Annotated in this window: 22 protein-coding genes; 6 read left to right on the plus strand and 16 right to left on the minus strand. The window is 71.8% G+C overall.

Annotated elements, in window-relative coordinates; all coding sequences use genetic code 11:
• The 8 genes from ABT299_RS37565 to ABT299_RS37600 form a co-directional block, all read right to left on the minus strand.
• Nucleotides 1-1,232, minus strand: a 1,232-nt coding sequence (locus ABT299_RS37565) for an aldehyde dehydrogenase family protein (RefSeq protein WP_500253642.1), incomplete at its 3' end; no start/stop codon positions are given.
• Nucleotides 1,233-1,234: 2 nt separating this feature from the next.
• Nucleotides 1,235-2,182 carry a deoxyribose-phosphate aldolase gene (gene deoC / locus ABT299_RS37570; RefSeq protein ID WP_500253643.1) on the minus strand — a complete coding sequence of 316 codons (948 nt, stop codon included), beginning with the start codon at nt 2,180-2,182 and terminating at the stop codon, nt 1,235-1,237.
• Entirely contained in the window at nt 2,169-3,167 is a 999-nt protein-coding gene (locus tag ABT299_RS37575) for an ABC transporter permease (RefSeq protein ID WP_387031344.1), read from the minus strand. Before ABT299_RS37575 ends, deoC begins: the two co-directional genes overlap by 14 nt.
• Nucleotides 3,164-4,660: an ATP-binding cassette domain-containing protein gene (locus ABT299_RS37580; protein WP_206700142.1), complete on the minus strand. Its 1,497-nt coding sequence runs from the start codon at nt 4,658-4,660 to the stop codon at nt 3,164-3,166. The genes ABT299_RS37575 and ABT299_RS37580 overlap by 4 nt, the downstream gene beginning before the upstream one ends.
• Nucleotides 4,657-5,616: a sugar-binding transcriptional regulator gene (locus ABT299_RS37585; protein ID WP_500253644.1), complete on the minus strand. Its 960-nt coding sequence runs from the start codon at nt 5,614-5,616 to the stop codon at nt 4,657-4,659. The genes ABT299_RS37580 and ABT299_RS37585 overlap by 4 nt, the downstream gene beginning before the upstream one ends.
• On the minus strand, nt 5,613-7,154 hold the full coding sequence (locus ABT299_RS37590; RefSeq protein WP_500253645.1) for an FGGY-family carbohydrate kinase: 1,542 nt from the start codon (nt 7,152-7,154) through the stop codon (nt 5,613-5,615). The genes ABT299_RS37585 and ABT299_RS37590 overlap by 4 nt, the downstream gene beginning before the upstream one ends.
• On the minus strand, nt 7,151-8,197 hold the full coding sequence (locus ABT299_RS37595) for a galactitol-1-phosphate 5-dehydrogenase (protein WP_500253646.1): 1,047 nt from the start codon (nt 8,195-8,197) through the stop codon (nt 7,151-7,153). The genes ABT299_RS37590 and ABT299_RS37595 overlap by 4 nt, the downstream gene beginning before the upstream one ends.
• 28 nt (nt 8,198-8,225) lie before the next feature.
• On the minus strand, nt 8,226-9,212 hold the full coding sequence (locus tag ABT299_RS37600) for a substrate-binding domain-containing protein (RefSeq protein ID WP_500253647.1): 987 nt from the start codon (nt 9,210-9,212) through the stop codon (nt 8,226-8,228).
• A gap of 222 nt (nt 9,213-9,434) precedes the next feature.
• Here ABT299_RS37600 and ABT299_RS37605 point away from each other — a divergent pair, with 222 nt between their 5' ends.
• On the plus strand, nt 9,435-10,499 hold the full coding sequence (locus tag ABT299_RS37605) for a sigma-70 family RNA polymerase sigma factor (RefSeq protein WP_500253648.1): 1,065 nt from the start codon (nt 9,435-9,437) through the stop codon (nt 10,497-10,499).
• A gap of 55 nt (nt 10,500-10,554) precedes the next feature.
• A complete protein-coding gene (locus ABT299_RS37610; protein ID WP_190861529.1) occupies nt 10,555-11,100 on the plus strand; it encodes a dihydrofolate reductase family protein in 546 nt (181 codons plus the stop codon).
• A gap of 134 nt (nt 11,101-11,234) precedes the next feature.
• On the opposite strand, the gene ABT299_RS37615 is transcribed toward ABT299_RS37610, so the two are convergent.
• The 7 genes from ABT299_RS37615 to ABT299_RS37645 form a co-directional block, all read right to left on the minus strand.
• Nucleotides 11,235-11,495: a hypothetical protein gene (locus tag ABT299_RS37615; protein WP_387031352.1), complete on the minus strand. Its 261-nt coding sequence runs from the start codon at nt 11,493-11,495 to the stop codon at nt 11,235-11,237.
• A 138-nt stretch (nt 11,496-11,633) separates the two neighbouring features.
• On the minus strand, nt 11,634-12,044 hold the full coding sequence (locus tag ABT299_RS37620; protein ID WP_500253649.1) for an SRPBCC family protein: 411 nt from the start codon (nt 12,042-12,044) through the stop codon (nt 11,634-11,636).
• Nucleotides 12,041-12,394 carry an ArsR/SmtB family transcription factor gene (locus ABT299_RS37625; RefSeq protein ID WP_190861523.1) on the minus strand — a complete coding sequence of 118 codons (354 nt, stop codon included), beginning with the start codon at nt 12,392-12,394 and terminating at the stop codon, nt 12,041-12,043. The genes ABT299_RS37620 and ABT299_RS37625 overlap by 4 nt, the downstream gene beginning before the upstream one ends.
• 12 nt (nt 12,395-12,406) lie before the next feature.
• On the minus strand, nt 12,407-12,868 hold the full coding sequence (locus ABT299_RS37630) for an SRPBCC family protein (RefSeq protein ID WP_387031354.1): 462 nt from the start codon (nt 12,866-12,868) through the stop codon (nt 12,407-12,409).
• 137 nt (nt 12,869-13,005) lie between these two features.
• Entirely contained in the window at nt 13,006-13,365 is a 360-nt protein-coding gene (locus tag ABT299_RS37635; protein ID WP_500253650.1) for an STAS domain-containing protein, read from the minus strand.
• A 328-nt stretch (nt 13,366-13,693) separates the two neighbouring features.
• A complete protein-coding gene (locus ABT299_RS37640; protein ID WP_500253651.1) occupies nt 13,694-14,245 on the minus strand; it encodes a peptidoglycan DD-metalloendopeptidase family protein in 552 nt (183 codons plus the stop codon).
• 333 nt (nt 14,246-14,578) lie between these two features.
• Nucleotides 14,579-15,136: a hypothetical protein gene (locus ABT299_RS37645; protein ID WP_500253652.1), complete on the minus strand. Its 558-nt coding sequence runs from the start codon at nt 15,134-15,136 to the stop codon at nt 14,579-14,581.
• A 154-nt stretch (nt 15,137-15,290) separates the two neighbouring features.
• Here ABT299_RS37645 and ABT299_RS37650 point away from each other — a divergent pair, with 154 nt between their 5' ends.
• On the plus strand, nt 15,291-15,899 hold the full coding sequence (locus tag ABT299_RS37650) for a TetR/AcrR family transcriptional regulator (RefSeq protein WP_190861512.1): 609 nt from the start codon (nt 15,291-15,293) through the stop codon (nt 15,897-15,899).
• 60 nt (nt 15,900-15,959) lie between these two features.
• Here ABT299_RS37650 and ABT299_RS37655 read toward each other — a convergent pair whose 3' ends face one another.
• The gene (locus tag ABT299_RS37655) at nt 15,960-17,063 is read right to left on the minus strand and encodes a sugar ABC transporter substrate-binding protein (protein WP_347256891.1); all 1,104 of its coding nucleotides are present in this window, start codon (nt 17,061-17,063) and stop codon (nt 15,960-15,962) included.
• Nucleotides 17,064-17,242: 179 nt separating this feature from the next.
• Here ABT299_RS37655 and ABT299_RS37660 point away from each other — a divergent pair, with 179 nt between their 5' ends.
• The 3 genes from ABT299_RS37660 to ABT299_RS37670 all read left to right on the plus strand — a co-directional run bounded on the left by ABT299_RS37660 (nt 17,243) and on the right by ABT299_RS37670 (nt 20,076).
• The gene (locus ABT299_RS37660) at nt 17,243-18,490 is read left to right on the plus strand and encodes an ROK family transcriptional regulator (protein ID WP_387031361.1); all 1,248 of its coding nucleotides are present in this window, start codon (nt 17,243-17,245) and stop codon (nt 18,488-18,490) included.
• Nucleotides 18,491-19,427: 937 nt separating this feature from the next.
• Entirely contained in the window at nt 19,428-19,613 is a 186-nt protein-coding gene (locus ABT299_RS37665) for a hypothetical protein (protein ID WP_500253653.1), read from the plus strand.
• Nucleotides 19,614-19,788: 175 nt separating this feature from the next.
• Nucleotides 19,789-20,076, plus strand: coding sequence for a hypothetical protein (locus ABT299_RS37670; RefSeq protein WP_190861504.1), 288 nt, complete (start codon nt 19,789-19,791; stop codon nt 20,074-20,076).
• Nucleotides 20,077-20,131: the final 55 nt, after the last annotated feature.

A 20,131-nucleotide genomic window follows, 5' to 3' on the forward strand; every position in this document is an offset into this window, starting at 1 on the left:
GTGTTGTTGGCCTTGGTGACCGCCTCGTCGGGGGTGCGGAACGTCAGCACCGACAGCACCGGCCCGAAGATCTCCTCCCGCGCGATCCGATGCGAGGCCGCCACATTGGTGAACACCGTCGGCGGGAACCAGAACCCCCGGTCGGGCAACTCGCACGGCGGCGCCCAACGGTCCGCGCCCTCCGCTTCGCCGGCCGCCGACAGTTCGCGGATCTTGTCCAGTTGCGCGGCGGAGTTGATCGCGCCGATGTCGGTGTTCTTGTCCAGGGGGTCACCGACCCGCAGCGTCGCCATCCGCGCCTTCAGCCGCTCCAGCACCTCGCCTGCGACCGACTCCTGAACTAGTAGCCGGGATCCGGCGCAGCAGACGTGGCCCTGGTTGAAGAAGATCCCGTTGACGATGCCTTCGACGGCCTGGTCGAGGGGGGCGTCGGCGTAGACGATGTTGGCGGCCTTGCCACCCAGCTCCAAGGTGAGCTTCTTCGATGTTCCGGCCAGGGTGCGGGCGATCTGGCGGCCGACGTCGGTGGAACCGGTGAAGGCGACCTTGTCGATCCCGGGGTGGGCGACCAGCGCGCGACCCGTCTCTCCGGCGCCGGTGATGATGTTGACGACGCCGGGCGGCAGGTCGGCCTGGCGGCAGATGTCGGCGAACAGCAGCGCGGTCAGCGGCGTGGTCTCCGCCGGCTTCAACACGACCGTGTTCCCGCAGGCCAACGCCGGCGCGATCTTCCACGCCAGCATCAGCAGCGGGAAGTTCCACGGAATCACCTGCCCCGCCACACCCACCGGGCGCGGGTCCGGACCGAACCCGGCGTGGCCGAGTTTGTCGGCCCAGCCGGCGTAGTAGAAGAACCACGCCGCCACCAGCGGAACGTCCACATCGCGGGACTCGCGGATCGGCTTGCCGTTATCGATCGACTCCAAAACGGCCAGCTCGCGGGAGCGTTCCTGGATGATGCGGGCGATCCGGTACAGGTACTTGGCGCGCTCAGCGCCCGGCATCGGCCCCCACACCGTCTCGAACGCCCGCCGCGCCGCCGCCACGGCGCGGTCCACGTCCGCCTGGTCGGCGGCGGCGATCTCGGCGAGGGTCTCCTCGGTGGCGGGGTTCACCGTCTTGAACGGCTCCCCTCCCCCATCGGTGAACTCGCCGTCAATGAACAGCCCGTACGACGGGCGGATGTCGACGACCGACGCCGATTCCGGTGCGGGCGCGTACTCGAACACCATGATCAGTCCAGGGTGAAGTAGTCGGGACCGGAGTACACCCCGGTGGCCAGCTTGCGGCGCTGCATCAGCAGGTCGTTCAGCACACTGGAGGCGCCGAGCCGGAACCAGTCGGGCGTCAGCCAGTCCGCTCCAGCGGTCTCGTTCACCAGCACCAGATACTTGATCGCATCCTTGGTGGTACGGATCCCACCCGCGGGCTTGACGCCGACCTGACGGCCCGTCGCCGCGCGGTAGTCGCGGACGGCCTCCAGCATCACCAGCGTCACCGGCAACGTCGCCGCCGGAGACACCTTCCCGGTCGAGGTCTTGATGAAATCCGCGCCCGCCCGCATCGCCAACCACGAAGCACGCCGCACGTTGTCGTAGGTGACCAGTTCACCGGTCTCCAGGATCACCTTCAGATGCGCCTCGCCGCACGCCTGCTTGACCGCGGTGATCTCCTCGGACACCTTCAGGTAGTCGCCGGACAAGAACGCGCCACGGTCGATGACCATGTCGATCTCGGCCGCGCCCGCCGCCACCGCCGCACGGGTGTCGGCGAGCTTGGCCTCCAGCGGCGCCCGCCCGGACGGAAATGCCGTCGCCACCGACGCGACCCCGATCCCCGACCCGTCCAGCGCCGCGACGGCCGTCTCCACCATGTCCGGATACACGCACACCGCCGCGACCTTCGGCACCGTCGCGTCCGCCGGATCGGGACGGACGGCCTTGGCGCACAACGCCCGCACCTTCCCAGCGGTGTCCGCACCCTCCAGCGTGGTGAGGTCCACCATCGAGATCGCCAGATCGATCGCCTCGGCCTTCGCCGACGTCTTGATCGACCGGGTCGCCAGCCGCGCCGCCCGCTCCTCCGCCCCAACCTGGTCAACGGCGGGCAGGCCGTGCAGGAACGCGCGCAGCTCCCGTTCGTCGGCCCTCTCCAGAGCCGTCATCGTGTCAGGCACGGGCACCCCTGTTCTCCAGGATCCGGTTGAGGATGAGCGCCGCCACCACGATCAGGCCGGTCACCACCATCTGGAAGAACGAGCTCAGCCCGACGAGGTTGAACAGGTTCTTCACCACCGACAGCAGCAGGACCGCCACGAACGTGCCGAAGACGTTGCCGCGCCCGCCGAACAGGTTGGTCCCGCCGAGGACGACGGCGGCGATGGCGTCCAGTTCCAGACCGTTGAAGGCGGTCGGCTGGCCGATGGTCAGCCGCGAGGTGAGCAGGACGCCCGCGAACGCGGCGAGCAGGCCGGAGATCGCGAAGACCGCGACGGTCACCGCCCGCACGGGCAGGCCGGACAGCCGGGCGGCCTCCCGGTTGCTGCCTACCGCGTAGATGTACTCGCCGAACGTCGTCCCGCGCAGCATCAGCCAGGCGAGGACGGTGATCGCGATGAAGATCAGGCCGACGATCGGGACGCGGCCGATGAACCCGCCGCCGAGGAGCTGGAAGCCCTCGGGCTGGTCGCCGCCGGCCGGCGTGCCGCCGGTCAGCAGGTACGTCAGCCCCCGGATGCTGGTGAGGCCGGCGAGGGTGGTCATGAAGCTGGGCAGCGACAGGTACGCCGACAGCCCGCCCATCACGGCGCCGGCGGCGGCGCCGGCCGCGAGCGACACCAGGACGGCGAGCACGGGCGGCCAGCCGTCCGACATCAGCACGGCCACCGTCATCCCGGCGAACGCGGCGGTGCTGCCGACCGACAGGTCGATGCCCGCGGTGAGGATGACCATCGTCATGCCGATCGCGACGATGCCGGTGAGGCTCGACTGCTGCAGCAGGTTGGCGATGTTGCGGGTGGTCAGGAACTCCGGTGCCAGGATCGACGCGACGACGCACAGCAGCAGGAAGACGACGAGCAGGTTCCCGTTGCGCAGCAGGGCGAGGCCGTGGCGCCGGGGCACGATGCCGGCCAGGGCCGGCCGGGCCTTGGAGGCGGTTTGGCTCATGGGGTGGCTCCAGTGATGACGGTGTGGGCGATGTCGGCCTCCGCGGTGGTGCGGGGGTCGAACCGCGCGATGTTGCGGCCCTCGTGCAGCACCCAGATGCCGTCGGCGTGGGCGGTGAGCTCGGCGAGCTCGCTGCTGGCGAGCAGGACGGCGACGCCGTCGTCGGCGAGCCGCCGGACCTGCCGGTAGAGGTCGGCCTTGGCGCCGATGTCGAGGCCGCGGGTGGGCTCGTCCAGCAGCAGCACCCGCATGCCCCGGGTGATCCACTTGGCGAGGACGACCTTCTGCTGGTTGCCGCCCGACAGCTCGCCGACGGGCTGGTCGGCGGAGGCGTGCTTGACGCCGAGGCCGGCGAGGACGGGCGCGGTCGCGCGGCGTCCCCGGGAGCGCGGCGCGAGCGGGCGCAGCGCGCTGATGGCGGCGTTGCGGGACACGCCGAGGCCGAGGAACAGGCCCTGCTCCTTGCGGCTCTCGGGGACCAGCGCGAGACCGTTGCGGACGGCGGTGCGGGGGCCGGCGACCGGCAGCGGATCGCCGTCCAGGCGGGCGCGGACGTCGGCGCGGGCGACCCCGAACAGGGCGTTGAGCAGGGTGGTCCGCCCGGCGCCGGCGAGGCCCGCGAGTCCGACGATCTCGCCGGGGCGGACCTCGATGCCGGAGACGTCGAGGATGCCGCCGACCCGCGCCCGCTCGACGACCAGCCGCGGCTCCCCCGACGGCGCGGGGCGGTCCACGCGGCGGACCAGGTCGCGGGAGCCGCCGATCATCGCCGCGACGAGCTCGTCGTGGGTGGTGGCGGCGAGGTCGAACACGCCGACGTCGCGCCCGTCGCGCATGACGGTGGCGCGGTCGCCGATCTCCGACACCTCGTCCAGCCGGTGCGAGATGTAGATGATGGCGCGGCCCTCGGCGGCGAGGCCGCGGATGACCTCGAACACCGCCTCCAGGTCCCGCTCGCCCAGCGTCGCGGACGGCTCGTCCATGACGATGACCTTCGCGTCCATCGTCAGCGCCCGGGCGATCGCGGTGAGCTGCTGCGCCGCGATCGGCAGGTCGCCCACCCGGTCGGCGGGCGAGAACGTCCCGCCGACGCGGCGGATCACCTCGGCCGCCGCGGCGGCGCGCGCCTGCCGGCGGACGAACGGCCCGCGCGCGGGCGCGCGTCCGAGGAACAGGTTCTGTGCGACGGTCAGGTCCGGCGCGAGGTCGAGTTCCTGGTAGATGACGCTGATCCCGGCGGCGATGCCGTCCTGCGGGCTCGTGGCGCGCAGCGGCCTGCCGGACAGCAGGATCTCGCCGTCGTCGGGCCGGTAGGAGCCGGCGAGGATCTTCATCAGCGTGCTCTTGCCGGCGCCGTTCTCGCCGAGCAGGCAGTGGACCTCGCCCGCGCGGACCGACAGGTTCGCGCCGTCGCAGGCGAGCGTGCCGGGGAAGCGCTTGACGATCCCCTTCATCTCCAGGAGCGGCGGCTCCGGGCGCGGCGAGTCGCTCATGCGGCCTCCTCCAGCAGGTGGGCGGCGGTGACGTCGTCGGTCACCAGGACGTTGCAGATCCCGCCGGCGACGACGGCGCGGCACACGCGGTGCTTGCGCTCGCCCGCGACGACGGCGATCGACCACGCCCCCGCGCGCAGGTCGTCGATCGTGATGCCGATCGTCCTGCGGTCGAGCTCGTCCCAGACGATCCGTCCGGCGCCGTCGATGAACCGGCCGACGACGTCGCCGACGCCGCCGGACGCGGCGAGCGCGTCGATGTCGGCGGAGCTCAGGTAGCCGGACTCGACGAGGACGGAGTCGTGCGACAGCGCGCCGGGGCTGAACAGGAACGCGCCGCACTGCCTGGCCAGGTCGAGGACGCCGCCCACCGACCGCTCGCCTTCCAGCGCGGCGCGCGTCGAGTCCTGCTCGACGATCGCGGGCGCCGACAGCAGCGTGACGGTGCCGCCGCCGTGGTGCGCGAGCCGGCTGGCCATGTCGGACGCCGAGGTGGGGCGGCGCGACCGGCTGAGCCCGCCGTTCACCTGGACGATCTGGACGCCGCGCGTCCAGCCGGGCGCGATGTGCGCGGCGACGGCGTCCAGCGTGCGGCCCCACGACACGCCGAGGCTGCGCGGTGCCGGGGTCAGGTCGGCGAGGTAGCGGGCGGCGGCGCCCGCGACCCGGTCGCGCGCCTCGACCTCGCCGGCGGCGGCGTCGACCGGGACCACGACGGCGTCGCGCAGCCCGTAGCGCTCCTTGAGCTCGCGTTCCCGCACGTGGAGCCGGTGCCGGGGGTGGACGATCTCGATCCGGACGATCCCGGCGGTGCGGGCCTCGGCGAGGAGCCGCCCGACCTTCCAGCGGGTCAGGTGCAGTTTCCGGCCGATCTGCTCCTGGGTCTGGTCGCCCTCGTAGTACATCTCGGCGACGCGCAGCAGCAGCGTCTCGTAGTCGGGGTCCTCCGGGTTCATCCGGTCTCCTCGCGGGGGCGGCTGAGCAGGTGCGACACCTCGCGGGTGGCGGCGGTGGCCTGCCGGTACAGGTCGTAGCCGGCCTCGTAGGCGCCGCCGTGGACGTCCCGTCCGTCCGGCTCGACGAGGGTGGTGGCGGGCGCGAACGCTTCGGCGGCCTGGGCCAGCCCGCTGTGCGCGCCGGTGGCGGTCGCGGCGAGCACCGCGCAGGCCCGCAACGTGAGGTTGTCGCCGGCGTCGGCGGCCCCGCCGGGGCGGCCGACGAGCAGCAGCGGGCGGCCGAGCACGTCCGCCATGGTCTTCAGCCAGAGCGGGTTGTGCCGGACGCCGCCGGACACGTAGATGTCCTTCACCGGGACTCCCGCGGTGAGGAACGACTCCAGCACCTGCCGCGTCCCGTACGCGACGCTCTCCACCGCGGCCCGGTAGAGCTGCGCGGGGGTGGTGCCGAGCGTCAGGCCGAGGACCGCGCCGCGCAGCCCCGGGTCGCGGAGCGGCGTGCGGTTGCCCATGAAGTGGTCCAGGACGACCAGCCCGTGCTCCCCCGGCCGGACCTGCTCGGCCTCGGCGCAGAGCCGGGGCAGCTCCGCGCGCTTCACGCCGAGCAGGTCCTCGCTCGTCCAGCGCAGGACCGACCCCGCCGACACCTGCCCGCCCTCCACGAGCCAGTGCCCGGGACGGAGCGCGTCCGGGTACGGGCCCCAGATGGCGGGGGTGAACACGGGGGCGTCGACCTCGGCGACGAACGCGTTGGACGTCCCGCAGACGATCGACAGCCGGCCCGGCTCCAGCCCGCCGGTGGCCAGCAGCGACAGGTGCGCGTCGATGCCGCCGACCGCGACGGTCGGCCGGCCGCGCAGCCCCAGCTCGGCGCGGGTCGCCGCCGTGACCTCGCCCGCCGCCGCACCGACCCGGAGGACGTCGGGCGGGAGCTTCGCGGCCAGGTCCGGGACGCCGAGCAGCGCGTACAGGTCGTGCGGGTGCCCGCCGCCGCGCGGGTCGTGGTTGTACTTGCAGCAGGCGTTCATCTGCGACGCCGTCCACCTGCCGGTGAGCCGCCAGGTGAGGTAGTCGACGGCCTCGACGATGCGGGCGGCGCTCCGGTAGACGCCGGGTTCGTGCCGGGCCAGCCACATCGCCTTGGGCACCAGCCACTCGACGGCGTCGGAGCCGCCCGCGTACTTCAGCACGTCGTGGCCGGTCGCGGCGGTCGCCTCCGACTCGGCGGCGGCGCGGGCGTCCATCCACAGGATCGCCGGACGCAGCGGCCGGCCCGCGTCGTCGAGGACGACGACGGTGGAGGCGGTGGTGGCGACGGCGACCCCCGCGATCTCCGGCTCCCCGGCCCCGGCGAGCGCGGCGCGGGTCGCCGCCGCGACGGCGCGCCACCAGTCCTCGGGGTCCTGCTCGGCCCACCCGGGCCGCGGGTACCGGGTGGGGTAGGTGTCGTGGCCGGTGCCGAGGACCGCGCCGTCGTCGGCGAACACCGCGACGCGCGCGCCCTCGGTGCCGAGGTCGATCGACAGCAGCGCGGTCACGGCCGCTCCCCCGGCCGGAAGAGCACCTTCGAGCTGAAAATGGAACGTTCCCCCAGCTGCTTCATGAGCTGCGGCAGCGCGTCCAGCCCCGGCTCGTGCGTGATCATGAACTTCCAGCGCAGCGCGCCGGACGCGAACGCCTCCGCCGCCGCCCGCCACTCGTCGCCGGGGAACGGGGCCGAGAACGAGTTCCAGGCGCCGTGCAGGCTGACCTCCCGGCGCAGGAAGTCGTTGAAGGTCCCCTTGGCGAACTCGACCGGCGCGTGCGGGATGCCGATGAACACCGCCTCGCCGTGCCGGGCGCACAGCGCCGCCGCCATGTCGGCGGTCACCGGGGTGCCGGCCGACTCGATCACCACGTCGTACCCGTCCCCCGCCAGGTCGCGGGCCTCCTCGCCGCTGGTGGTGGTGTGCGTGGCGCCGGCCTCCGACGCCTGCGCGAGCTTGCGCTCGTTCAGGTCGACGGCGAGCACGTCCGACGCGCCCGCCAGCCGCGCCCACTGGACGGCGAACAGCCCGATCGGCCCGGCACCGAGCACCGCGACCCGGTGCCCGACGCCCAGCCGGGTCCGCCAGATCGCGTGCAGGGCGATCGACGCCGGATCGAGCATCGCCGCGGCCGCGGCGGGCACCTGCTCCGGCACCGGGAACAGGTTCCGCGCCGGGACGGTGACGTACTCGGCGTAGGCGCCGTCGCGGCGGCTGCCGAAGTAGTCGTAGTCCAGGCAGAGGCTGAACCGGCCGCGCTCGCACTCCGCGCAGGCGAAGCAGGGGATCAGCGGCGGCACCGCGACCAGGTCCCCGTCGGAGAACCCGCGCACCTCGCGCCCCGCCTCGACGACCTGTCCGGCGAACTCGTGCCCGCAGATGATGGGCATGCGGTGCGCGCCGGCGCTCAGCATGCGGGCGATGTCCGAACCGCACACCCCGCAGGCGTCGACGCGGACCAGCGCCTCTCCCGGACCGGGCTCGGGCTTCGCCACCTCCTCCACGCGGATGTCACCCGGCGAGTGCAGGACGGCCGCGAGCATTTTCTCAGGCACTGTGTTCCCTTCTTGCGTGTGTCAGGGCTCAGGAGGCGGACCGCGCGGGCGCGAACACGCTGGAGCCGCTGTACTTCGCCGCGTTGTCCGGGTCGATCAGGGCCGTCCCCGCGTCAACGTACGGCGCGACCTTCTCGCCGTGCCCGACCTTCACTGCGGTCTGCACCGCCTGCGCCGCCTCGCTGATCGGGTCGTTGAGGGCGGTGGCGACGAACTGGCCCTGCGGGATGAGCTTCACCGCCTCCATGAGGCCGTCCACGCCCGCCACCTTCACGTCGGTCCGCTTGCTCTCCCGCAGCACCTGCAGGGCGCCGAGCGCCATGTCGTCGTTCTGCGCGTACACGGCCTTGACGTCGGGGTTCGCCTGCAGCAGGTCCTGCATGGCGCTGACCGCCTTGGACCGGATGTAGTCGCAGTACGGGCCCTTGACGATCTTGATCTTCGGGTTGCCCTGGACGCCCTGGGCGAAGCCGTTCCCGCGGTCCCGGGCGACCGCGCCGCCGGCGTCGCCCTGGATCTCGATGACCTTGCCGCCGGCCGGGCCGAGCGCCTGCGCGAGCCGCTGCCCCACCAGCTTGCCCATCTGCACGTTGTCGCGCCCGACGTGCGACGCCGCCCCCTCCGGCACCGGCCGGTCCAGGGTGATGACGGGGATCTTCGCGGCCTTGGCCGCCGCCAGCCCCGCCGCGGCGCCCTTCGGGTCCACGGGGTTGACCAGCAGGACGTCCACGCCCCGCGTGATCAGGTCCTGGATGTCGTTGTTCTGCTTGGTGACGTCGCCGTTGGCGTCCGCGAACAGCAGCTTGGCCCCCGCCTTGGCCGCCGCCTGCTGCGCACCGTCCTTCAGCTGGACGTAGAACGGCGACTGCTGGGTGACCTCGCTGAACCCGATCGTCAGCTGGCCGCCGTCACCGCCCTTGTGCTCCGAACCACCGCTCGGCCCGGTCGACACCGAGCACGCCGACGCCACCGTGACCACCGTCGCGAGCGCCCCTGCCAGGAACGTTCTTCGCATCTTGCCCTCCCGGGTTGTGCTGGGGGTCACACCGTAAGAACCCTGTTCACGCGGGCGCAACATTTGCGTAGCATTTTGCTCATCTGAGCACAATGTCGGACGGCACCCGGTACCCGCCCATCTGACCTGCGAAGACGCTCCCGCCTCCCGGATCGGCGTCTCCGCGCGGCGGATCGGGCGTCCGGCCCCGCCGGCCGTGCCGCATCGGCGATGCTGGTCCCGATGGTCGGGAGGTGGGCCGTGGGCGTGAAGCGCGACGACGTGGTCCGGGACGGCGGGGCGGCGGTCCCCGAGGGCGGCGGCGAGGAGTTCGCGGCATTGGTCCGCCGGCACGAGCGCGAACTGCGGGTGCACTGCTACCGGATGCTCGGTTCGATCGAAGAGGCCGAGGACGTCGTGCAAGAGACGTTCCTGCGCGCCTGGAAGAACCTGGACCGGTTCGAGGGCCGCTCCACCGTCCGGGCGTGGCTGTACCGGATCGCGACCAACGCCTGCCTGGACGTGCTGGGCGGGCGGGCCAGGCGGGTGCTGCCGCACGACCTGGCGCCGCCGGCGGACCCGGAGACCTCCGGCCTGCCGCCCCGCGGCGAGGTGCCCTGGCTGCAGCCGATCCCGGACCGGCTGCTGGACGCGGCCGAGCCGGACGCCGTGGTGGTCGGCCGCGAGACGATCGAGCTGGCGTTCCTGGCCGCGATCCAGCACCTTCCGGCGCGGCAGCGGGCGGCGCTGATCCTGCGCGACGTGCTCGGCTTCCCCGCCCGGTCGGCCGCCGACGTGCTGGAGACGAGCGTCGCCTCGGTCAACAGCGCGTTGCAGCGGGCCCGGGCGACGATGCGCGACCGCCTGCCGCCCCAACGCCTGAACTGGACGGCCCGGCCGGAGCTCGACGCGGAGGAACGCGAGGTCCTGCGCCGGTACATGGACGCGGTCGACCGCGCCGACCCGGCGGCGATGGCGGACCTGCTGGCCGCGGAAGTCCGCGCGATGATGCCGCCGTACCCGGCGTGGTTCCAAGGACGCGAGGCGGTACTGGCCACGCTGGCCACCAGCTGGGACCCCGGCTCCCCCCACTACGTGGGCGCGCTGAAGGCGGTGCCGATCGGATCGAACCGGCAGCCGGCCGCCGCGCTGTACGTCGGGCCGCCGGGCAGGTCCGACCACCGGCCCTTCGCTCTCGGCGTCCTGACCGTCGAGGACGACCGGATCACCGAGATGGTGGCCTTCCACGAGCCCCGCCTGTTCCCGCTGTTCGGCCTGGACGACCGGCCTCCGGCAGGGCACCGATGAGCTTCCGCGTGTTCCGCCGTCTCAACGGGAAGACCGGAGCACACGGAGGTTGACCATGGCAAAGCTGCTCTACTCCGCCACGATGTCGCTGGACGGGTTCATCGCCGGCCCCGGCGGCGACATGTCGTGGGCGGCGCCCCACTTCGGCCCGAACCCGATCGTGGACGACCTGATCGGCGGCATCGGCGCGCTGCTGGTCGGCGCCCGCACCTTCGGCGGCGACGACCCCTACCGCGGCGACGCCGAACGGGAGGGCAAGCCGTTCGGCGGCGGCTGGACCGGGCCGCAGTTCGTCCTCACCCACCGCCCGCCGGACGTCGCGATCCCGGACGTCACGTTCGTCGGCGACCTCGGCCGGGCCGTCGCCGCCGCGCGAGAGGCCGCGGGCGGCGGGTACGTCAACGTCCTCGGCGCCGAGACGGCCCGGCAGTGCCTGGAGGCCGGCGAGCTCGACGAGGTACTGGCCATCGTCGCGCCTGTCCTGCTCGGCGACGGCGTCCGCCTGTTCGACCATCCGGGCGGGACGGACGTCCGGCTCGAGCAGCTCGACGTCACGCACACCCCGAAGGCCGCGAACCTCTGGTACCGCGTCCTCAAATGACCGAAGCGCCCGGCGCCCGGCAGCCGCCCCGGGCGCCGGGCGCTCACTGCTGCGCTCAGTGCCGGTGTTGAAGAAGGCGTTGGCAAATCGGCCACCTTGAAAACTTCGTGGGGGGGCGCCGACCGGTGCACCGATCACATCGGCATCTCCGGGGGCTTCTCGTCGCCGTACACCATCCGGCGCAGCGCGTCCGCCTCGCGGCGGCGTCGACCGGCCTGCTCGTCCCGCTCCACCACGACACTGAGCGCGGTGACCATCGCGGCCAGCATCAGGCTGAACACCGCACCGATCACCAGCGACTCACCGCGCCACGCCTGGCCCGCGACGCAGGCGCCGGCCATCATCACCGCCCAGGCGATGACCACCTTGGCGATCCATCGAGGGGTAGGGCGCATTGCTCCAGCCTCGGGTGTGGACGGCCACAACGCAATGCGTGCCCCGGGCGGATCTCATCAGAGAACCATTGCGGCTGGTCACGAGCCTGCCCTTATGGCAATAGTGGCCGCGCGGCGCGTTCGAGCCCGCGTCGTCGGTCAGCCGGCCGCGGCGGGCAGCGCGCCGAGCTTGGTCTCCCAGCCGGCGCGGTGGCCGTCCAGGTGGACGGCCGGCAGGCCGCTATGGGTGAGCACGACCACCGTCCCGTCGCCGTCGGGGGTCAGCACGACCTCGACGGTCGATCCCCCGGGCGGCAGCGCGTCGTCGCCGGGGACTCCCCAGGTGAACACGGCGCGGTGGGGCGGGTCGACGGTGACGTAGGCGCCGCGGACGAGGCTCTCGCCCATGTCGAGCGCGAACACGCCGCCCGGCCGGGGGTCGAGGTCCGCCCGGTCGCCGATCCACGTGACGATGAGCGCGGGGTCGGTGAAGTAGGGGAACACGACCTCGGGCGGTGCCTCGATGCGCTCGGCGGCGAGGACGGCTCCGTCGCGGATCTCGGCGGTCACTGCGGCCCCTTCGGTGGACGCGGGTGGGCTGTCTCGACGGCCCTCTTCAGGCGGCCGAGGGCGTCCGGCCAGAACTCCGAGAGCAGGTCGCGGACCGGCTCCAGTGCCTCGCGGCGCAGCGCGTACAGGCGGCGGGTCCCCTCACGGCGCTCGGCGAGCAGCCCGGCCTGCTTGAGCACGCCGATGTGCTGGCTGACCGCCTGCTGGGTGAGGGGGAAGGACGCCGCGATCTGGCCCGCGGCCAGCTCGGTGTGCTGGACGAGGCGCAGGATCCGCCGCCGGTGGGGGTCGGCGAGCGCCCGCAGCACCGCGTCGGGCGCCGCGGGCACCGCCTGCTTCCGCTCGGACATCGGGCCAGGATCTCACGTCCCGAACGGGGTGCCGGTGCCGGTCTCGGCGAGGGTCTCGATGCTCGCCATGAAGTGCCTCCAGGCGTCGGCGCAGGCGTCCCAGCAGTCGAGCCGCGGGGTCAGGCCGACGTGCCGGAAGCGCAGCTCGGTGCCGCCGCCGGCGGGCACGATGTCGAACTCCATCCTCGTGCCGAGCCACTCCTCGGTGTGGCCGGTGGGCACCGTCCCGTCCGGCGCGATCGACTCCCAGACCACACGGTCGGGTCCGGCCTCGAGGACGCGCACCGCGTTGGCGCCGTACTCGCCGAAGGCGGTGACGAGGGTGCCGCCGACCGCCCCGTCGCCCTCGGTCGGCCCCCACCAGCGGCTGACGCCGGAGGCGGACGTGAACAGCGCCGCCACGGCGGCGGGCGCGACGGGCAGGTTCAGGACCGCGGTGTAGTCCGCGTCCCGCGTGCTGGTGATACCGGTCATCGCGATCCCCTCTCGCCTTGCACAAGCACTCTCTTGTACAAGCAGGTGCTTGTAAAGCTAGGCGGAGCCCGGCCGCTTGTCAACGCTCGACGGCAGGGCGCTCGGCACCCGCACGGCGTACCGGGAATTGGTCTCGCTCAGACCGGGAGCGCCTCGCAGATCCGCAGGACGCGATCCAGGCCGGTTCGCCTCAGCACCGTGGCGACCCTTCTATGGGGCCGGAGCAGCGCCAGCTCACCACCCGCCGCGCGCAGTCGCTTCCACAGCCGGATGAACGCGTTGATCCCTGAGGAGTCGCAGAAGCTCACGCGCGACAGGTCCAGCGCCAGGCGCGGCGCCCCGGCCATCGCGATCGCCGTCTCGGCCTGCTCCACCACCGCCGGGACGGTGGCGATGTCCAGTTCTCCCTGCAACTCGATCACCAGCCACGGATCCGCGGCCGCCACGTCCACCCGCATCCTCGGACCGAGCGGCCGCGTGCTCGGTATCGCGGTCATGCCGCCACCTCCTGCCTCGCTTCACCACTTCCGGGATGGCTAGACCTACCAACAAACGGGGCGTCCATTCATGCGCGGGCAAAGAATCCGCGAGCCGCGGCCGCGACGGTGATCTGTGCCTCAGTTTCGGGCCGCAGCCGGCTGCTCGTTCCTGTGCATCCGGTCTTCGCCGGCCCGAAAGGCTCGTTTCAAGCAGGCCGATCGCGGCACCTGGGGATGGCTCACGCGGGACGGTGCACCGATGGTCCTGAAACGGCGCGGCCGCCCAGCCCCTGGAGAAGGGAGCTCGGGCGGCCAGCGACTTCATGCTCGGGCAGGTGACCGCCCGCTATCGGACGTTGTAGCCCTGGGAGTTCCAGAACCGGCCCGGGTTCGGGTTGTCCAGGTGCGGGTCGCCGACGCTCTTGGCCGCGTGCGTCCGGCTGCCGAGACGCATCTCGACGTGGGTGTGCGCGGTCGAACGGCTCGACACCCCGTTCCACGACTCGTCGGCGATGACCTGCCCGCGGCCGACCGTCTGGCCCACGCGCAGGGACGACCGCGGAGCCGAGTGCAGGTAGATCACCGTCTTCCGCAGCGAGGCGTTGTAGATGGAGATCGTGGACAGCCCCGACCTGCCGGTGTGGCCGCGGGCGATGTAGATGATCTTTCCGCCGACCAGGGCGTGCACGTCCGACCCGACGCCGCGGGCGATGTCGATGCCCTCGTGCCGGCCGCGGGTGGTGGTGTAGCCGTCGAACCCGCAGGCGATCCGGCCGCCTCGGGCCTGGTACAGCGCGTACGACATGTTCGCGCGCACCAGCGAGGCCGGCGCCGCGGAGGCGGCGGGAGCGGTGCGCGCCAGGGCGGCCGGCGCCGGGCCGCCCAGGGCCGCGGCCAACGGGACCGCCGCCAAAGAGATGATTCCTGCCCCGGCGCGCTTCCTGGTATTTCTGCCCATCATTTCCCCTTCCATCCGAATCGAGCCCCCAACCGGACCCGATTCGACTGTGCAGACCTGCGACCGACACAGATATCAGGGAAATCACTGAACATGCAGCGGCAATCACAATTCTGGAAAGACATTCTGGACAGTTCACGCATTCAAAGTGTTGCGATACGGGTACATTGCGATCGACAAATCACCTTAAGGGGAAGACCTGTTCTTCTATTTCGCGATGATGCCGTTGAAACAGTGATTGCGTGCCGTGGGCCGTCGGGCACCGATGCCCTGTCAGCCCTCCTTCGCGGTGCGACCGAGACGGAGAGCCGAGAGCAGGAAGAAGATGCCGCCGGGAATGGCGTAGCCGGCCGCGTTGGTGAGCGTCGGGTCGTCGGCGGAGGCACCGATGATGAACGAGCCGCCGGCGAGCACGGAGATCGCGCCGCTGATGATCATCGGCCACTGGCCGCCCATCTCGCGGCGGGTCACGCCCACGATCAGCTGGACGAGCCCGGCCACGACGGCCCAGGCGCCCCAGACCCGCAGGACCGCCGGGATGCCGGACGCGCACGCGGCGGCGACGCCGACGGCGGTGAGCAGGCTGACCGCGATGTTCACGTACAGCAGCACGGGCGAACCGGCGCCGCGCGACGTGCGGGCGTCGATGACGGCGGCGGCCACGTCGAACAGCGGGTACAGCACGAGCAGGGTGACCGCGAGCGGCCCCAGGTCCGAAGCGGTCGTGAACATCACGAGGGCCCAGACGACGGCGAATCCGAAGCGGGCGAAGTACAGCCGCCGCAGGGTGTAGGCGGTACCGGCGATGCTCTTCGAGGCGATGGCGGTCACGGTGGTCCTCTCAACGGTGGTCAGGCGTGGGGAGCGCGTTCAGCCGGTGGGCGGCGGCAGGCCGCCTAGGTAGAACGAACGTTCTGTCTCGCTCACCATCGCAACTCGGCCGGACCCTGTCAAGACCGAACGTTCTACTCGCTACGATGTCCCCATGGGGCGAGAATCCGGAGGCAGGCCCTCCGAAGCGCGCGACCGCCTGCTGGGCACGGCGACGAGGCTCTTCTACACGGAGGGGATCCACTCGGTCGGGATCGACCGGATCGTCGCGGAGGCTCAGGTGACGCGGGCCACCCTCTACCGGCACTTCCCCGGCAAGGAAGACCTCATCCTCGCCTATCTGGACGAGGTGGACCGGGCCATGCGCGCCCAGGTGGACGATGCCGTCGCCCGCGGGCTACCGGCGGCCGACACCGTCCGGGCCATCGGCGAGTCCATCGCGCAGGGCATCCGGTCCACCGATTTCCGGGGATGCGCCTTCCTGAACGCCGCCGCCGAATACCCCGACCCCGATCACCCCGTCCACAAGGCCGTGATCGCCCACCGGCAATGGTTCCTGGACACCGTGACCGAATTGCTGGCGCGCATCCGGAAGACGCCCGCCGAACTCGCCGCACGGCATTTCGTGATGATGCGCGACGGCGCCATGGCCTCCGGCTGCCTCTTCGACCCCGCGCTGGTCTCGGAAACCTTCCTGCGCGGGGTCGATGGCCTGTTGGAGGCCCATGCGGCACCCGACCGCCGGGGGCCGGCGCCGGCCTGAACATCCGATGCGCCGAGCTCGGTTCTCGGCCTCGTTCTCCGCGGCCTCAGGCCGCTCGGGTCACTGGACGCCGGCGTCCTTGCATTTGGCCGCATAGGCGCCCTTGCACAGATCCGCGGCCTTGACGAAACCGTCCGCGACGACCTGCTTGACGTTGTCCTTGAAGATCCCGATCGGGATGAGCAGCACCGAGGGCACGTCCCGCTTGCCCTGCGGGTCGTTCACCGTGGCGCTGGTCTCGCCCTTCTGGCCTTTCAGCAGCGAGATGGCGAGTTTGGAGGCGGCGTCGGCCTCCTGCTTGACGGGCTTGTAGACGGTCATGCACTGGGTGCCGTCCAGGATGTTCTGCAGTCCCTGGAGGGTGGCGTCCTGCCCGGTGACGGCGACCTTGCCGCCCTCCTGGTTCTTCTTCGCCACCGCGATCGCGGCGTTGCCGAGGTTGTCGTTGGCGGCCAGCACGCCGTCGATCTTGCCGTGCTGCTCGGTCCAGATCTGCTCGAAGATGGTCGCCGCCTTCTCCGGCTTCCAGTCGGGGACCGCCTGTTCCGCCACCTTCTTGTAGCTGGAGACCTTGTCCAGGATGTTGTGCGCGCCCTGGGCGAAAAGGGTGGCGTTGTTGTCGGTCGGCGAGCCGTCCAGGTAGGCGATGTTGGCCGGCTTGTCGCCCAGGCACTTCTGCAGGCCCTTGCCCAGCTCCTCGCCGACACGGACGTTGTCGAAGGAGACGTAGTAGTCCGACACGCCGCCGAGCGTCAGCCGGTCGTAGTCGATCGTCTTGACGCCCTGCGACCGGGCCTTGCGCTGCACGGCCGCCGCGGAGTTCGAGTCGAGCCCCGTCACCAGCAGCACGCTGACCCCGCTCGTGATCATCTGGTCGGCGATCGTCTGGAACCGCTGGGTCGAGCCCTCGGCGTTCTGGATGTCGTACTTGACGCCCGCCGCCTTGAACGCCTGCTCGAGGTACGGCCGGTCGAAACTCTCCCACCGGGTGGACGAGGTGGTGTCGGGCAGGATCACGCCGACCTTGCCCTTCACCGTCCCGGACCCCGAACCGCCCTTCGAATCGTCGTCCGAACCGTTCCCGCACGCGGACAGGGTGAGCGACGCGGCCGCCGCCAGGGCGGTCAGGCCGACGGTCCCTCTGCGGAGGAGTGTCCGTCTCACGAGCAGCCTCGATGTGTTCTCGCGCACGCCAACTCCAAAGGGGGGTGGAGCCCCGGCCTCCATGCGGCCGTCGGCTTTGCTGAACTGTAGGAACGCGGGTTAATCAGCGTCAAGAACAAATAAGGCCGGAAATGGCCATAGTTAATACAGAGTGCGGATAAACCTCTAGGGTCGTCACCGTGGACGACGCTCCCGGATCCCTCACCTCGTTGCGGTCGCGCAACCGGCTGCTGGTCATCGACGCCGTCCGGCGGCACGGCCGGATCAGCAGGGTCGGCATCGCCCGGGCGACCGGCCTGTCCCGGACCACCGTCTCCGGCCTCGTCACCGCGCTCCTCGCCGAGGGCGTGCTGACCGAGTCGGCCGACGGGGCGGCCCCGTCGACGGCCCGGGGAGGCCGGCCCGCGACCCCGCTCACGCTCAACCCCGAGGGCGGCGGGCTGCTCGGCGTGCACCTGCGCCACACCGACGTCCGCGTGCTGCTGGCCGACCTGTCCGGCGGCGTCCTGGGCGAGCACCACCGCGAGCTCGACGTCGACCACCGTCCGGACGAGGCCCTGGAGTTCATCGCCGACACCGCCCTCGACCTGGTCGCGACCGTGGGACGGGACGCCGGGCGCATCTTCGGCATGGGCGTCGCAGTATCGGCGCCCGTCCAGTCGCGCTCGCACACGCTGAGCCTGCCGTCCATGCTGTCCGGCTGGACCGACGCCGACATCGCGGCGCATCTGAACCGGCGCATCGGCCTGCCCGTGCACGTGGGCAACGACGCCAACCTGGGCGCCCTCGCCGAATGGACCTTCGGCGCCGGACGCGGCGTGGACGACCTGATCTACATCATGCTGTCGGACGGCGTGGGCGCGGGGCTGATCCTGGACGGCCGCTCCTACCAGGGCGCCACCGGAACGGCGGGCGAACTCGGCCACATCGCCGTGGTGGACGGCGGGTACGTCTGCCGCTGCGGGAACCGCGGCTGCCTGGAGACCGCCGTGGGCGCGCAGGCGCTCACCGCCGCCTTCTCCCGCACGCGGGGCCCGGACACCACCATCACCGACGTGGTGGCCCTGCTCGCGGCCGACGATCCGGGGGCACGGCGGGTGGTCACCGACGCCGGCCGCATGGTCGGCCAAGCGCTCGCGGGCATCTGCGCGATGCTCGAACCGCGGATGGTCGTCGTCGGCGGGCAGGTCGCCGCGCTCGGCCGCCCCCTGCTCGACGGGATCCGCGAAGTGCTGGGCGACCGCCTCCCCCCGGCGATCAACCAGGGCATCACCGTCACCGGAAGCGTTCTCGGCGACCGAGCGGAGGTGCTCGGGGCGATCGTCCTCGCGACCCGCCAGACGTCCGCCCGGCTGCTGGCGCCGCATTTCGACCGAACGCCCCCGGATGCCGAGAGCGCGCCCGGCCGGGAGCCGCCGACGGCGTGAGCCGATGTCGGCGCGGTTCGATGTCGGCGCGCGTCGCACGGGCATGACGGCGGCCAGGCCGGCGAGGAGTGAGGGGGACTCGCCGGCCTGGCCGATGCGCTGATGCTGAGCGAGACTCTCTTCCTCTTGCCGTTTCCTCCTTTCCGCTGATCTGGTGCCGTGATGCGGAGCGCGCCCCCGATCGTGCGGGTCCGCCGTCGAGTGCGTCATGGCCGGGCCGTCGCGGGAACCGGCCTCCAGGTTGCGGCGGGGCCGCCGATACGGGGCGGGCTTGGAAGCGGCGGAGGTGAGCGCTGGCGCCTGATCCCTCTGCGGGAGGTGGTCGGGTCCCTGTCCGAGAGGCGGTCAGGGGACGTCGGCACGAGATATCGCCACGGTCGCCCGGTGGGCGGAGTCTCCGGAGGAGCGGGCGGCCCGGGCCAGGCGGGCGGCGCGCCGTAGCTCGCCGCGACCAGCGCGTCGAACTCGTCGCGCAGCCACTGCTCGTCGGCGTAGACAAACTCCGCGAACTCGCGGACGTCCTGCCGCGGCGTCCGCGTCCGGGCCATGCCCTGCATCTCGATCACTCCCCGGAACCTCTACGAGCGTCACCAGGCCAACGACCGATACAACTTCTCTATACCCACGGCTGGAGGAAGATGTCAAGCAGGGTCCGGGAACGGCCTTGACGGCCTCTGAAGCGCCGGCGACCGGCCGTGCCGGACCGGCCGACGAAGCGCCGTACGGCTCGGGCTCCCCACCAGCGAAGCGTCTGGGTGACCTGGGTGAACAGCTGATCCGCAGGTGGCGGCGACCGTGCGGGAAGGCCGGATGCTCAAGTCGATGTTTGACGTTCCCAGCAGCATGGTACTTACAATTTCAGTTGTAGGGTTCCTCTCGGTGAGGGACAGGGTGTCCCGGGTCCGGTGGGCCTGGGGATCTTCGGAGGTGAGCGAGGATGCTGCTGACGTCGATCGATCCTTTCGTGCAGGAGTTCGAGCGTCAGGAGGAGTTCGGCGACAACGAGCGGGTGTTCGTCCGCGAGCGCACCATGGGCGCCTTCGCGAGGATCGGCTGTCACCGGTACGGCACCGCACCGGATGCGCTGCCCGGCCACACCGGGTCGGGCAGCGCACACGGTTGAACTTCCATTGGCCGGGCATATCCACAACCCCTTTAGTCGCCCCGGACCTTTGAACGCCCCTTGGCCACCGCCTACTCCGGTGGCCTGCGCATGTACAGGAGATGACAGCTTGTCCACTCTCGCCGAACAGGTCGGAGACGTTCCCGCCTTCGGATACGGACGCTGGCAGGAGCCATTGCGGACAAGGCGCGACCGCGACGCCGAGACCATTCGGACGGTCCTCCGCAAGGCCGGACGGCCCGAGTTCCGCCACCCCGGCGACGGGTTCTTCGTCGACGGTGGCCGCGACGGCGAACCCTTCCTGGTCGCCTGCGCCTCCCGTGCCCGCCGCCGCACGCTCAGCCCCTTCGCCGAGCTCGCGGCCTACACCACCGCCCTCACCGCCGCGGGAATGCTCGTCGAGCCCCAGACCGGCCCCGACGCCAGCCCGTTGGTCCTGCAGGTGCAATTCCCCGAGACCTGATCAAGAGATCGCACGAGGCCGCCGTTCGGCGAGACGTTCTTGAAAACGCAGCCGG

This window comes from Spirillospora sp. NPDC000708 (assembly GCF_040299565.1).
Classification (GTDB): Bacteria; Actinomycetota; Actinomycetes; order Streptosporangiales; family Streptosporangiaceae; genus Spirillospora.

Excerpts from the sequence above, each read along its gene's own strand:
- ABT299_RS37575 (WP_387031344.1), bottom strand. The coding sequence starts at position 3,167 with ATGAGCCAAACCGCCTCCAAGGCCCGGCCGGCCCTGGCCGGCATCGTG.
- ABT299_RS37580 (WP_206700142.1), bottom strand. The coding sequence starts at position 4,660 with ATGAGCGACTCGCCGCGCCCGGAGCCGCCGCTCCTGGAGATGAAGGGG.
- ABT299_RS37585 (WP_500253644.1), bottom strand. The coding sequence starts at position 5,616 with ATGAACCCGGAGGACCCCGACTACGAGACGCTGCTGCTGCGCGTCGCC.
- ABT299_RS37600 (WP_500253647.1), bottom strand. The coding sequence starts at position 9,212 with ATGCGAAGAACGTTCCTGGCAGGGGCGCTCGCGACGGTGGTCACGGTG.
- ABT299_RS37605 (WP_500253648.1), top strand. The coding sequence starts at position 9,435 with ATGGTCGGGAGGTGGGCCGTGGGCGTGAAGCGCGACGACGTGGTCCGG.
- ABT299_RS37610 (WP_190861529.1), top strand. The coding sequence starts at position 10,555 with ATGGCAAAGCTGCTCTACTCCGCCACGATGTCGCTGGACGGGTTCATC.
- ABT299_RS37615 (WP_387031352.1), bottom strand. The coding sequence starts at position 11,495 with ATGCGCCCTACCCCTCGATGGATCGCCAAGGTGGTCATCGCCTGGGCG.
- ABT299_RS37625 (WP_190861523.1), bottom strand. The coding sequence starts at position 12,394 with ATGTCCGAGCGGAAGCAGGCGGTGCCCGCGGCGCCCGACGCGGTGCTG.
- ABT299_RS37630 (WP_387031354.1), bottom strand. The coding sequence starts at position 12,868 with ATGACCGGTATCACCAGCACGCGGGACGCGGACTACACCGCGGTCCTG.
- ABT299_RS37635 (WP_500253650.1), bottom strand. The coding sequence starts at position 13,365 with ATGACCGCGATACCGAGCACGCGGCCGCTCGGTCCGAGGATGCGGGTG.
- ABT299_RS37650 (WP_190861512.1), top strand. The coding sequence starts at position 15,291 with ATGGGGCGAGAATCCGGAGGCAGGCCCTCCGAAGCGCGCGACCGCCTG.
- ABT299_RS37665 (WP_500253653.1), top strand. The coding sequence starts at position 19,428 with ATGCTGCTGACGTCGATCGATCCTTTCGTGCAGGAGTTCGAGCGTCAG.